Source organism: Actinoplanes sp. CA-252034, from assembly GCF_050956125.1.
GTDB lineage: Bacteria > Actinomycetota > Actinomycetes > Mycobacteriales > Micromonosporaceae > Actinoplanes.
This window is the reverse complement of record NZ_CP191846.1, coordinates 6,390,407-6,403,800: the sequence shown is the minus strand read 5'-3', so window position 1 is coordinate 6,403,800 and position 13,394 is coordinate 6,390,407. Positions and strand designations below refer to the sequence as shown.

The 13,394-nt window shown below is 68.8% G+C and carries 12 protein-coding genes; 8 read left to right on the top strand and 4 right to left on the bottom strand.

The window, feature by feature from the left end; all coding sequences use genetic code 11:
- Window positions 1-115 precede the first annotated feature (115 nt).
- Together ACQPZW_RS29555 and ACQPZW_RS29550 are read right to left on the bottom strand one after the other, a co-directional pair.
- On the bottom strand, window positions 116-247 hold the full coding sequence (locus ACQPZW_RS29555) for a hypothetical protein (RefSeq protein ID WP_433789295.1): 132 nt from the start codon (window positions 245-247) through the stop codon (window positions 116-118).
- Window positions 248-406: 159 nt separating this feature from the next.
- Window positions 407-1,225: a hypothetical protein gene (locus ACQPZW_RS29550; RefSeq protein ID WP_433789294.1), complete on the bottom strand. Its 819-nt coding sequence runs from the start codon at window positions 1,223-1,225 to the stop codon at window positions 407-409.
- Between the two features lie 284 nt (window positions 1,226-1,509).
- Here ACQPZW_RS29550 and ACQPZW_RS29545 point away from each other — a divergent pair, with 284 nt between their 5' ends.
- From ACQPZW_RS29545 to ACQPZW_RS29510, 8 genes are all read left to right on the top strand, one after another.
- Window positions 1,510-2,802 carry an ABC transporter substrate-binding protein gene (locus ACQPZW_RS29545; RefSeq protein WP_433789293.1) on the top strand — a complete coding sequence of 431 codons (1,293 nt, stop codon included), beginning with the start codon at window positions 1,510-1,512 and terminating at the stop codon, window positions 2,800-2,802.
- Window positions 2,799-3,710, top strand: coding sequence for a carbohydrate ABC transporter permease (locus tag ACQPZW_RS29540; protein WP_433789292.1), 912 nt, complete (start codon window positions 2,799-2,801; stop codon window positions 3,708-3,710). Before ACQPZW_RS29545 ends, ACQPZW_RS29540 begins: the two co-directional genes overlap by 4 nt.
- A gap of 3 nt (window positions 3,711-3,713) precedes the next feature.
- A complete protein-coding gene (locus ACQPZW_RS29535) occupies window positions 3,714-4,520 on the top strand; it encodes a carbohydrate ABC transporter permease (RefSeq protein WP_433789291.1) in 807 nt (268 codons plus the stop codon).
- Between the two features lie 8 nt (window positions 4,521-4,528).
- A complete protein-coding gene (locus ACQPZW_RS29530) occupies window positions 4,529-6,403 on the top strand; it encodes a glycoside hydrolase family 127 protein (RefSeq protein ID WP_433789290.1) in 1,875 nt (624 codons plus the stop codon).
- A gap of 23 nt (window positions 6,404-6,426) precedes the next feature.
- Window positions 6,427-8,934, top strand: coding sequence for a beta-L-arabinofuranosidase domain-containing protein (locus ACQPZW_RS29525; protein WP_433789289.1), 2,508 nt, complete (start codon window positions 6,427-6,429; stop codon window positions 8,932-8,934).
- A 120-nt stretch (window positions 8,935-9,054) separates the two neighbouring features.
- Window positions 9,055-9,600, top strand: a complete 546-nt coding sequence (locus tag ACQPZW_RS29520) for a helix-turn-helix domain-containing protein (RefSeq protein WP_433788858.1) — start codon at window positions 9,055-9,057, stop codon at window positions 9,598-9,600.
- Entirely contained in the window at window positions 9,525-10,118 is a 594-nt protein-coding gene (locus ACQPZW_RS29515) for an IS630 family transposase (protein ID WP_433788857.1), read from the top strand. The genes ACQPZW_RS29520 and ACQPZW_RS29515 overlap by 76 nt, the downstream gene beginning before the upstream one ends.
- 170 nt (window positions 10,119-10,288) lie before the next feature.
- Window positions 10,289-10,669 carry a hypothetical protein gene (locus ACQPZW_RS29510; RefSeq protein ID WP_433789288.1) on the top strand — a complete coding sequence of 127 codons (381 nt, stop codon included), beginning with the start codon at window positions 10,289-10,291 and terminating at the stop codon, window positions 10,667-10,669.
- Here ACQPZW_RS29510 and ACQPZW_RS29505 read toward each other — a convergent pair.
- On the bottom strand, window positions 10,569-11,888 hold the full coding sequence (locus ACQPZW_RS29505) for a stress response protein (protein WP_433789287.1): 1,320 nt from the start codon (window positions 11,886-11,888) through the stop codon (window positions 10,569-10,571). The two genes, ACQPZW_RS29510 and ACQPZW_RS29505, sit on opposite strands and share 101 nt — an antisense overlap.
- A gap of 232 nt (window positions 11,889-12,120) precedes the next feature.
- A complete protein-coding gene (locus ACQPZW_RS29500) occupies window positions 12,121-12,879 on the bottom strand; it encodes a 3-hydroxyacyl-CoA dehydrogenase (protein WP_433789286.1) in 759 nt (252 codons plus the stop codon).
- Window positions 12,880-13,394 lie beyond the last annotated feature (515 nt).

Here is a 13,394-nt window from a genome sequence, read left to right as displayed (position 1 = left end):
TGCGTTCGGGACCGGACGCGCCCTCCCGGTGACGAGCGGCCGAGAGCGTGTCGCGCGATGCCGGTGGGGAGCGGCCGAAAGCGTGTCGGCGCGATGCCGGTGGGGAGCGGCGGGGTCAGGCCTCGGGTGTCAGCCGGGTTCGGTGGTGACCCCCGGGCACCTCGACCAGGTACGCGGCGGAGGCGATCGCCGGGATCGGGGTGGGATGGGCGGTCACCACGTCGACGACGGCCGCCCGGTCGGTCACTCCGACCGCGAGGGTGCAGTGCGGCAGCAGGGCGTCGGGGCGGTAGTAGGGCCAGATGCCGACGACGCTTACGGTGCCCGCAACGGTAGGGGACGGTGACGCCCGGCCGGCGGGGAAGCCGGCCGGGACGGGTTCACCTACCTGTGGGGGACGGCGCGGTCAGTAGCCGTAGCGGCTCTTCAGGTGTCGCCACCAGTCGCGGAACATCCAGGCGTCGAACTCGGTGATCGACGCGGAGCTGCCGGCCCGCATGATGAAGTTGCTGACGCCGGACGGGGTCCAGTCGTAGAAGTCGTCGAGACCCCACGTGTGGCCGATCTCGTGCAGCAGGATCGTCATGTTGGCCGTGTTGATGTTGTTCATGAAGTACTCGCGGCCCATCCGCTGGCCCCAGTCGCCGCCCGCGCCGCCGCCGAAGCCGTCGGTCAGCCACAGTGACTGGTCGTAGTGGCGGGCGTAGCCGCCGGGGCAGTTGGGGTACTGCCCGTTCTGGTTGAAGAACCGCCCGCACGGGACCGAGCACTGCGGGGCGTTCTCGCGGATGTCGTTGACGTAGATGTCGACGGACGTGTCCGTCCACTGCAGCTGCGAACGGTTGCGCACGGCCCAGCCGACGACCTTGACCGGCACGTCACCGTACGGCCAGGCGTTGTGCCCGACGAGCTCGTCCATCCACTTCTTGTGCTGCCGGGCCAGGGCGGCGTGGATCTGGTCGCGCTGGGCGGCGGTCACGTTCGCCGAGGAGTCCCAGCGGACGCAGTAGTTGATGTACCCACGGTTGGCCATGATCTGGTCCCAGCCGTAGTTGCGGAACCCGTACAGGTTGCCGTTGTTGTAGGTCTGCTCCTGGTGCTGCCAGACCTGGTTGAGCGGCGTGACCAGGTTGGCCGGCGGACTCCAGGTGGCCGGTGCGGCCAGGGCCACCGAGGCCGGGGTCAGGAAGATCGCCAGGAGGATGGCGATCAGTTTCCTTCGCATGGATACCTCCTTCTCGGACGTAGCATCGAAACGGTTCGATCGATGTGCGGGCCACGGTGCCCTACGAAACCGTTTTCGGCAAGATGTCCCGCGCGTTACGAAATAGATCCATGTGAGCCCGCGCCGCGCCGCGAAGCCTTGACAGGGCGTTTGCTGGAGTATTACGTTCCTGAAAACCTTTTCGGTCCAGCATGGACGCCAGATATTCCAGGTGAGCCGCCGGATTCTGCGGCGGCTGCTGAAACCTTCCGAAACTTTCTGAAAGCGATTCATGGAGGTAATCCGTGCGACGATTGCTGGTGTGGACCGCGGTGGCGGCCCTGATGGCCGGCCCACTGGCGGCGTGCTCGTCCGATAGCGGCCAGGGCGCGGCGAAAGACCCGGTCGGCGCGGGCGTCGAGGGTGTCGACGACGGCTCCGAGCTGACCCTGTGGACCCGGGCGCCGCTCGAGCTGCAGGCCAAGGCGCTCGTCGACGCGTACAACAGCTCCCACAAGAACCAGGTGAAGCTCACCATCGTCCCGAACGACGACTACGTGGCGAAGGTCGGCGCGGCGGCCGGCAGCGGTGACCTGCCCGACCTGTTCGCCGCGGACATCGTCTACGTCCCGAACTGGACCGAGGCGGGCCTGTTCAGCGACCTGACCGAGAGCATCGGCAAGCTCCCGTACGCCGACAAGATCAACCAGGGGCACCTCGCGGCCGGCACTCACGAGGGCAGGAAGTACGTGCTCCCGTTCGTCCTGGACCTGTCGATGATCTTCTGGAACAAGGGGCTCTACAAGGAGGCCGGCCTCGACCCGGAGAAGGGCCCGACCACTCTCGACGAGTTCAAGCAGCAGGCCCTCGCCGTGCAGAACCTGAAGAAGAAGGACACCTACGGCACGTACTTCGGCGGCAACTGCGGCGGCTGCAACGTGTTCACCTGGTTCCCGATGGTCTGGGCCGGCGGCGAGGAGGTGATGGACTCCGACGGCAAGAAGTCGCTGCTCAACGGCCCCGCCTCGCAGAAGGTCTACAGCACCTGGCGTGACCTGCAGACGGCCGGCGCCATCGCTCCCGGCTCCAAGGACGAGACCGGCGCCACCTGGGTCGCCGCGTTCCAGGAGGGCAAGATCGGCGTGATGCCGTACCCGGCGACGCTGCTGCCCACCGCGTCGAAGACGGTCGACGTCGGCGTCACCGGCATCCCTGGCGCGACCGGCGGCTCGTCGACGTTCGTCGGCGGCGACGGCATCGGCATCTCCAAGGACGCGAAGAAGACCCAGCAGGCATGGAACTTCATGTCCTGGCTGATGTCCGAGAAGGCCCAGGTCGACGTGCTCGCCGCCGGCAACAGCACGGTCGCCCGGACCGACCTGGCCGACAACCGGTACTCGGCGAAGGACCCGCGGGTCGCCACGATCAACAAGGTGGCCGGCGCGCCGCAGAGCAAGACCCCGGTCGCGGTCAACTTCCAGCAGGCGTTCAACGCGCCGGGCAGCCCGTGGGTCACCCTCCTGCGCAATCAGGTGTACGGCGACGCGTCCACGCTGGAGAAGGACAACGAGGCCCTCACCCAGGTTCTCGCCCAGTGAGCGTGGCACCCCCGCTCGTCGTCACCGAGCAGCGGTCCGGCCTGGTCTCCAGGCCGGCCCCCGCCCGGAGAAGAGCGTTGACCGGCCTCGCGTACGCCGCACCCACCGCCCTGTTCGTGCTGATCTTCTTCGTGGCGCCGATCCTGCTCGTGGGCCGGATGTCGGTGTCCGACTGGGGTCTGTTCGCCGGCAACCGCGGCCTGAACGCGCCGGAGAACTTCACCGACGTGGTGGAGTACCGGCTGTTCTGGCCCGCGGTGTGGTTCACCGTCAAGTACACGGTGGTCACGACGGTGATCCTGCTCGGCCTGGCCCTGTTGCTGGCGCTGCTCGTGCAGGAGTCGAGCCGCTGGACCGGCTTCCTGCGCACGTCGTTCCTGGTCCCGAGCGCGCTGGGCCTGGCCTCGGCGTCGCTGCTGTTCTACGCCCTCTACTCGCCGCAGAGCAGCCCTTTCGGGTTCCTCGGAGTGTCCTTCCTCGGCACGCCGAACGCCGCCCTGTGGTCGACGGTGGCGCTGATCGTGTGGCGGTTCGCCGGCTTCTACATGCTGCTGCTCCTGGTCGGCCTGCAGGGCATCTCGGCCGACGTGTACGAGGCGGCCCGTCTCGACGGCGCCGGCCGCCGGCAGACCTTCCGCTACGTCACGCTGCCGCTGCTGCGGTCGTCGATCGCGCTGTGCACGATCCTCTGCGTCACCGGGTCGATGCTCGCGTTCGACCAGTTCTACCTGCTCACCAAGGGCGGGCCGGACAACAGCACGCTGACCATCGTCCAGTTGATCTACAACTTCGCGTTCTTCGGCGGCAACGATCTCGGCCGTGCCGCCGCACTGTCGATCATGGTGCTGGCCGCCCTGCTCATCGCCAACGTCCTGCAGTTCCGGGGACTGCGCGGGAAGGAAGGGTGACGCGTGTTCCGTACCCCTCAGAAGGTTTTCACCGGTGGTCTCGCCCTGCTGTTCCTCTTTCCGCTCGCCTGGGCGAGTGTGGCCTCGGTGAGCCCGCAGGCGGGCTCGGCCCAGAGCGGCGGCTGGGGCTTCGGCAACTACCGGACCCTCGCGAGCTACCAGGCCGGCATCGGCCAGTACCTCCTGAACTCGACCGCCGTGTCGTTGATGACCGTCGTGTTCACGCTGGCCGTGTCGCTGCTCGGCGGGTACGCGTTCGCCCAGTTCAAGTTCCCCGGCCGGGACGTGCTCTTCCTGGTCACGCTGGCGATCCTGATGGTGCCCTACGCGACCCTGCTCATTCCGCTCTATGTGCTGCTCAACCAGCTGGGCCTGCAGGACTCGCTGCTCGGTCTGGCGCTGGTTCTCACCATGTTCCAGCTGCCGTTCGCCACGTTCATGATGCGCATCTCGTTCGAGGCGGTGCCGAAGGATCTGGCCGAGTCGGCGCAGGTCGACGGCTGCGGGAGCCTGCGCACCCTGGGCTACGTGCTGGTCCCGGCGGTCAAACCGGGCCTGATCACGGTCGGCCTGTTCGCGTTCCTCGCCGCCTGGAACGACTTCATCACCCCGCTCGTGCTGATCAGCGACTCGGCGAAGATGCCGCTCCCGCTGGCCGTGGCGAACATGCGCCAGCAGGTGATGGGGATCGTCGACTACGGCGCGACCGAGGCCGGCGTGGTGGTGCTCGCGCTGCCCTGCGTCGTCCTGTTCCTCGCACTGCAACGGCACTACGTCCGCGGTTTCATGTCCGGCGCACTCAAGGGCTGATGATATTCATGACGATCGACGAAACTCTGGCCACCGCCGTGTCCGGCATGCCGGTGGCCCCCACCCGGGGCCGGCTGCGGCCGCTGGGCGTGGGCGAGGTGACGCTGCGGTCCGGCTTCTGGCAGCAGCGCCAGGACACCAACGCGGCGCGCTCGCTGGCGCACATCGAGCGCTGGCTGGAGAAGGCCGGCTGGCTGGCCAACTTCGAGGGCGCGGAGCGGCGGGGGCGGGAGTTCGCCGACACCGAGGTCTACAAGTATCTGGAGGCGCTGGCCTGGGAGTACGGCCGGACCCGCGATCCCGAGATCGACAATCGTTATCGCTCGATCATGCGCCGGGTGGTCGCCGCGCAGGAGCCGGACGGCTACCTCAACACCAAGTACGGCCGCCCCGGCCAGGCGCCGCGCTACAGCGACCTGGAGTGGGGTCACGAGCTCTACTCGTTCGGCTATCTGATCCAGGCCGCCGTGGCCCGGGCCCGCACCTACGGGCCCGACGAGCTGCTGGAGGCCGCGATCCGGGCCGCCGACCACGTGTGCGACGAGTTCGGGCCGGACGGGCGCAACGGGATCTGTGGTCACGCCGAGATCGAGATCGCGCTGGTCGAGCTCTACCGGCTGACCGGGGCACGCCGTTACCTCGACCAGGCCCGCCTGTTCGTGGAGCGGCACGGCCACGGCACCCTCGCCGACATCGAGTTCGGCCGCGCCTACTTCCAGGACGACATCCCGGTCCGTGACGCCGACGTGTTCCGCGGCCATGCGGTCCGGGCCACCTATCTGGCGGCCGGCGCGGTGGACGTGGCGGTCGAGACCGGCGACGCGGCGCTGCTCGGCGCGGTCACCCGGCAGTGGCGCAACACGGTCGCCCGGCGCACCTACATCACGGGGGGTATGGGCTCCCGGCACCAGGACGAGGCGTTCGGCGAGGACTTCGTGCTGCCGCCGGACCGGTCCTACAGCGAGACGTGTGCCGGTGTCGGCTCGATGCTGCTGTCGTGGCGGCTGCTGCTGGCGCACGGCGATCCGCGTTACGCCGACCTGATCGAGCGGACGCTGTTCAACGTGATCGCGACCTCGCCCGGCGACGGCGGTGACCGGTTCTTCTACACCAACACCCTGCACCAGCGGACCCTCGGAGCCGAGCCGCCCGCCGACGTGCAGGTCCCGCGGGCCGCCTCCAACCTGCGCGCCCCGTGGTTCGACGTGTCGTGCTGCCCGACCAACCTGGCCCGCACCTTCGCCAGCCTGGCCGCCTACGTGGCGACCGTCGACGACGACGGCCTGCAGATCCACCAGTACACCTCGGCCACCATCCGGACCAGCGCCTACCACGTGGAGATCGACACCGCGTACCCGGCCGACGGCCTGATCTCGATCCGGATCGTCGCCGGCCCGGACACCCCGTGGACGCTCAGCCTGCGCGTTCCCGACTGGGCGTCCGGCGCCACCCTGGACGGCCTGCCGATCAGTCGCGGTCTCGTGCAGCTGCGCCGCCACTTCACGGCGGGCCAGGTCCTGCAACTCCGGCTTCCGGTCCACCCGCGGCTGGTCACGGCCGACGAGCGGATCGATGCGGTACGCGGCACCGCCGCCGTCGAACGTGGCCCCGTCGTGTACTGCCTGGAGTCGGTGGACGTACCGCCGGACGTGGCGTTCGACGCGCTCCACCTGGACCGGGACGCCGTACCGATCGACGCGGACGGCACGGTCCTGGTCACCTGCCGCCCCGCCGCGAACGCCGACCACGACTGGCCCTACCGCCCCCCGGCGCCGTCGGCCGACGCCCCGCCGGTCCGGGTCGCCCTGCACCCCTACCACCGGTGGGCGCGCCGCGGCCCGTCCACGATGCGCGTCTGGATCCCCCTGACCCCCGAGAGGTGATTCCCCGCATGACCGACCACTCGATGAGCCGAAGGCTCTTGCTGCAGACCGGCGCGGCCGCCACGGTAGCGACCATGATCCCGTCACAGCCGGCCGCAGCCGCTCCCGCCGAGTGCACCACCACCGTCAACGGCCTGCCCGTGCCTCGCTCTTGGCGGGCCGTCCCGTTCTCGCTGAACCAGGTCGACCTGGCCCCGAGCGTCTTCACCGAGAAACGCGACCGGATCCTGGTGTACGCCCGCGCCTATCCGGCCGACCGGATCCTGTCCAACTTCCGGGCCGCCGCCGGCCTCGACACGCTCGGCGCACAGCCGCCGGGCGGGTGGGACGACGCGACCGGCAACCTGCGTGGCCACTACAGCGGCCATTTCCTGTCGATGCTGGCGCAGGCCTGGGCCGGCACCGGCGAGACGGTGTTCAAGGAGAAGCTCGACCATCTTGTCACCGCTCTGAAGCAGTGCCAGGACGCGTGGACCGCCCAGGTCGGCCTGCCGGGCACGCCGCCACCGCCCGCGACCTGGGCCGACGGTGGTCTGGAGCTGTCCGGCGACGGCCAGTACGTGGGCCTGCCGGACGCCACGGTCGACGGCCTGACGGCGGCCACCATCGTGATCCGGCTCAAGATCGACGAGTTGCGGACCTGGTCACGGGCGTTCGACTTCGGCGTGGGCCCGGCCGTCAACATGTTCCTGACGATCCACGACGGCACCGGCCCCAGGTTTGCGATCACCACCTCGGGCAGCGGCGGCGAGCAGCGCATCGCGGTCACCACGCCGCTGCCGGTCGGTGAGTGGGTGACCCTGGCCGTCACGCTGGACGGCCGGGTGGGAACGCTCTACGTCAACGGCGTCGTGGCCGGGACCAACCCGGCGATGACCCTGACCCCGGCCGACCTGGGCGCCCCGAAGAACAACTGGATCGGCCGCTCCCAGTACGGCGACGCCGGCCTCAAAGCGGTCGTCGACGAGTTCCACCTGTTCGACCGGGCGCTGACCGCCGGCGAGCTGGCCACCGCGATCGGCAACCTGGCCTGGTACAGGTTCGACGAGACGGCCGGGACCGCGGTCGCCGACTCGTCCGGCCGGGGCTGGGACGCCGCGGTCGTCACCGGCGTGGACGGCCCGCCCGGCCCGAGCCACGCCGGGTTCCTGGCCGCCTACCCGGAGACCCAGTTCATCCAGCTCGAACAGTATGTGACCTATCCGGCGATCTGGGCGCCCTACTACACCTGCCACAAGATCATGCGCGGGCTGCTCGACGCGTACACCCTCGGTGGCAACGCCACGGCTCTCGTGGTGGCCAGGGGCATGGGGGAGTGGGTGCATGCCCGGCTCAGTAGGCTCCCGCGCGAGCAGCTTGACCGAATGTGGTCGCTCTACATCGCGGGGGAGTACGGCGGCATGAACGAGGTGATGGCCGACCTCGCCACCCTCACCGGTGATACGAGGTTCCTCACCACGGCGGCCTACTTCGACAACACGAAGCTGCTCGCCGACTGCGCCGCGAACACCGACACGCTCGACGGCAGGCACGCCAACCAGCACATCCCACAGTTCCTCGGCTACCTGCGGATGTTCGAGCAGGGCGCGAGCCGTGACTACCGGGCGGCGGCCGCGAACTTCTACGACATGGTGGTGCGGCACCGCACCTACGCGCACGGCGGGACCGGCCAGGGCGAGGTGTTCCGTGAGCGGGACGTGATCGCCGGCAGCATCGTCACCTCGACCAACGCGGAGACGTGTGCGGCGTACAACATGCTCAAGGTCGCCCGGAACCTGTTCGCCCTCAGCCCGGACGCGCGGTTCTTCGACTACTACGAACGGACGCTGGTCAACCAGATCCTCGGATCGCGGCGGGACGCCGACAGCACCACGGATCCGCAGGTCACCTACATGCTTCCGGTCGGGCCGGGAGTGCGGCGCGGCTACGGCAACATCGGCACCTGCTGCGGCGGCACCGGTCTCGAGAACCACACCAAATACCAGGAAGCTGTCTGGTTCCGATCACCCGACAACGGCACGCTCTACGTCAACCTCTACATCGCCTCGACGCTGCGGTGGGCCGAGCGGGGCGTCACGGTCGCCCTGGCCGGCGACTACCCGCGGTCGCCGTCGGCGACGCTGACGATCACCGGCCGGGCGCGGTTCGACCTGCGGCTGCGGGTTCCGTCGTGGGCACGGCAGGACTTCACAATCAAGATCAACGGCAGGATCGCGGGGGTACGGGTGACCGAAAACGGTTACGCGAGTCTCCAGCGGGACTGGCGTACCGGCGACAGGGTCGAGGTCTCCTTCCCGTTCCGTCTGCACACCGAGTCCACCATCGACGACCCGTCACTGCAGGCGCTGCTCTACGGCCCGCTGACCCTGGTCGCCAAGTCCCCGGCCACCGACTACCTGCAGTTCACCGCGGATCCCGCCACCGCCACGCCCGGCCCTCGCCCGCTCACCTTCACGCTCGGCGACGTCCTGTTCGAGCCGCTCCTTCTCGGTGACGACGCCAGTTATCACACCTATTTCCGCCGTATCTGAGAGGTGCCCCGGCCATGCCGACACCCCGCTTACTGAGCTATCGGAGTTGAGGTCACTCGCATGTCCATATCGCCGCTTTGGGTGATTCCTAGCTGTATGGCAGCGGTGTCTATTTAGGGCATGCGATACGGGGATGGCGGCGGGGTCGGCCCGCAGCAACGCGCCCGCCGGGAACAGATACGCCGGCAGGCGGCACGCATGTTCGCTGACGGAGTGAGCGCACCGCAGGTGGCCGCCGAGCTGGAGATCTCGACGAAGTCGGCGTACGCGTGGCGGCGGGCCTGGAAGGCCGGCGGTGAACAGGCCCTGGCCTCCAAGGGGGCACCCGGACCCGACCCCGTGCTGTCGGAGGTCCAGGTCCAGAAGCTGATCGACAGACTGGAGCAGGGCCCGGCCGCGGCGGGCTGGGACGAGGACCAGCGCTGGACGCTGGCCCGGGTCCGCACGCTGATCGGCCGGATGTTCCACCTCACCGTCGGCATCGCCACCGTGTGGGAAACGCTGCGCCGCGCTGGCTACACGCCGCAACAGCCGGTCCACCGGGCCGCCGAACGCGACGAGGCCGCCATCGACCATTTCAAGCGGTATCAGTGGCCCGCGGTAAAAGAGTCGCGCGCAGGCTGGGCGCGTGGATCTGCTTCGCCGACGAGTCCGGCATCTCGCTGAGACCAGCCCGGGCCCGGACCTGGGCCCGGCGAGGCACCACCCCGATCGTCACCGTCGCCGGCCGCGGCGGACGCAAACTCTCCCTCGCCGGGATCGTCGCCTACCGCGCCGGACATCAGCCGCGGATCATCTACCGCACCATGGTCCACCGAGGACGAAAAGGCGAGCCGAAAGGCTTCGGCGAAGACCACTTCGCTGACCTGCTCGACGCCGCCCACCAGCATCTCGGCGCGCCGATCGTCCTGCTCTGGGACGGCCTGCCCCAGCACAAGTCCGCCAAGATGCGCGCCCTGATCACCGCCCGACCATGGCTGCGCGTCTACCGCCTCCCCGGCTACGCCCCCGAACTCAACCCCGTCGAGAACATGTGGTCCAGCCTCAAACGCAGCATGGCCAACCTCGCACCCGGCGGCATCGACGACCTGTTCCGGGTGGCGAAGAACCGGCTCAAACGGATGCAGTACCGGCCCAGTCTCGCCTCAGGATTCCTCGCCACCAGCGGTCTGGCACCGCCCTGACCCTGACTCCAAAAGCTCAGTAATAGCCGGCGCCCGGACGATCCCGATGACCCTGATCCCTCCCGGTCGGCCGTCCGTTGACATAGGCGATCACCCTCGAGGACATGAAGATCCTGTGCCGGTCCCGGTCCGGTCAGTGGGTGAAGTGGCGAGTCGGCCGCCGCCGCGCCATGTGGATCGGTGGCGGCCCCACGGGTATGACGCTAATCGAGTTCGGCGCCGTCGACTCGGAGTTCTTCCTCCTCGTCATTGTTCTGGTCCCGCTGTGGTGGCTGTTCAGGTTGACGTTCTTCCTGCTGGCCACGGCGGTGGTGTGGCCGTTCCGTGCCCTCACCGGTCGCTGGACGGTCGTCGCCTACGAACTCATCGACCCCGACGAGAAGCCCGTGATCCGCCGCAAGGTGAAGGGCCGCAAAGCAGCCGACGCCCTGGCCCGCGAGTGGGCGGCGATCATCGAACGGGAAGGTGCACTTGATCTCGCTCCGAAGGGAATAGATCTCCTGCCCGCCGGTGCCGCTGAACTCTCGGATCACGCGCCGAGTCCGAGTTGATCGACGGCTGGTTCAAGCGCCCCGGACGGCGGTGGACGAGACCGCCGCCAGCTCGGGGCGCGCCGGGACCAGCAACGTCGTGACGACGAGGTCCTCGTTCCTGGCCGAGAGCTGCGACTCGTACACCCGCATTCTCGGAGGCGCGGGCATCCCACGGCTTCAGGTTCTGGATGACCTGACTGTAGAAGTCGTCGATGGCGTCGAGCACCGAGTCGATGAACGCCCCTCTCCCGCGTCCTCGTTTCGTCCCGGCGATCGAGGTCAGCGCGACCCGGAACGTGCGCAGTTCCTTCGTCGGGTCACCGATCAGTGTCGAGGGATTCTCCCGGACCACCCGTAGCAGTTCGGCACAGCCCGTGCCCCGAGCGTGTACGGCATAGGACTCCAGCCGGACCGTTTCCGGCGCATCCTTCAATTGACGGACCAGCCAGTTGACCCGAGTCGTCGGCCGGCCCTCCCTCGGCGCCTCCACATCGACGTGGCAAGTGATTCTCGCGGCGCGCAGATCCGCGGTCACCGACAAGGTGCCGACCGCACCGGGGATCCGAAGCGCCGCCGTCATCGAGCTGGTGGTGGCGAGCTGGCTGACGAGAGTCTGGGTCCGGGTCATCGGCTCGGACAGCTCTTTGCGTGTCAGAGCCGGAACGACGTCGGTGCCCAACTGCCTCCCGAGCCGTAGTCCCGCGTACCGCATCAGCGCGTCGAACCGTCCGGCGATGTCCGGCACTGCGGCATCGGACGGGCGGAGCGTTCCGGCGCTGACGGATTCCCGGACCGGCACCCAGGACGGTCCCATGTCGTCGAATTCGAGCGCACCCGACTTGGGGTGTTCCAGGTAGCGGATCAGCTCACCGAGGATCCAGGCCTGGTCGGGGTCGGCGACACCCCGGTACTCCTTTTGCATCACGGCCACGGTCAGCACTTCTGACCAGGGAATGTGGTGCAGCGCGACCTTCCGCAACTTGCGTTTGTCGATTCGTGTCGGGTGTTGCCCGGCCATCGGCGGAACCTCGTTCGAGATCGTGATGAGAGCGTCGAAGCCCTGCTCTCTGGCGATGTCGAGATATCGCTCCAGTTGCTCGGCCTTCAACTCGTTCGATCCGGTCTTGACCTCGACCAGTGCCGTCCACTGCCGTTGGCCGCGAGTCACCCGGATCAGACCGTCCGGGAAGGATTTTCCATCGCCGAGAATGAACGGCACCTCGATGTAGGTCTGCACGGCCCCGGCCGGTGCTCCGTATGGCTGTGTCAGCGATCGCCCGAATTCGCGAACCGCACTCATCACCGCGAGCAGCGCCGACGTGGCTCGCCGTTCCTGTTCGTCGGCCCCATTGATTCCGGAGGTCGGAATCAGTCGTGCGGCGTGCCAGCGACAGTGGAGGGCGTCTCGCCTGAACGCGTGATGCTTCGCAGGGTGAGGTGATTGCCGCCGGCAGGTCCTGTGGGTTCGGTCAGCGCGGCGCCATCCGGATGGCGCCGTCCAGGCGGATGGTCTCGCCGTTGAGCATCGGGTTTCCGATGATCGCCAGGGCCAGGTCGGCGAACTCGGACGGGCGGCCCAGGCGGGCCGGGTGGGGGACCTGGGCGCCGAGGGAGGCCTTCGCGTCGTCGGGGAGGCCGGCCAGCATCGGGGTCTCGAACAGGCCCGGCGCGATCGTGACGACACGGATCAGGGACCTGGCCAGCTCGCGGGCGATCGGCAGGGTCATCGCGGCGACACCACCCTTGGAGGCGGAGTAGGCGGCCTGGCCGATCTGCCCGTCGAATGCCGCCACCGACGCCGTGTTGACGATGACGCCGCGCTCGCCGTCGACCGGCTCGGCGGCGGCGATGCGTTCGGTGGCCAGGCGGATCACGTTGAACGTGCCGATCAGGTTGACCTCGATGGTGCGGCGGAACAGGTCCAGGGGGAACGGGCCGTTCTTGCCGACGACGCGTGCCGCCGTGCCGATGCCCGCGCAGTTCACCGCGACCCGCAGAGTGCCCAGCTCGTCGGCGGCGTCGAGGGCGGCCCGCACCGGCTCCTCGCTGGTCACGTCGGCGGGGACGAAACGTGCGCCGAGGCCGTCGGCGATCGCCTTGCCGTCCGACGACGGGAGATCGACGATCACCACCTTCGCGCCCTGGGCGGCGAGCGCCTGCACCGTGGCGAGGCCGAGGCCGGACGCGCCGCCGGTGATGAGCGCGACGTCATGCCGAGTGAGTCTCACGGCGTGTTCCCTTCGGGCGGCGAATCGAACTCGCTGAGTCTTGCTCGCCGACCTGGAAACAGTCAAGGCTGTCTGTTTACAGCGCGGCGAAGAGTGAACGGGCGAAGCTCGGGTGGGGGAGTCCGGACGAGATCGTTGTGGTCAGGCCCCGTTCGGCGGGGAGGTCCTGTGAGCGTGTGAGCGTGTGAGCGTGTGAGCGTGTGAGGGCGTGAGGGCGTGAGGGCGTGAGCGTGTGAGGGCGTGAGTCTTCCGGTGGGCCGGAGCGTGGATGAGAGCACACGGTCCGGCAATGCGTGCTCCCGTAGTCGTCATGAGCGGGATGAACGCTCACGATCAGTGCAACGTGTGCGCCTGCCCGCGCCAGGGCGTAGCCAGCGCACACGATCGCCGATTGTGTGCGCTGATCGACGCTGCCGCCGTCGGCTTGCCGGGCCGCGCAGGGCAGGCCGCCCGGGCCGCGCAGGGCAGGCCGCCTGGGCCGCGCAGGGCAGGCCGCCTGGGCCGCGCAGGGCAGG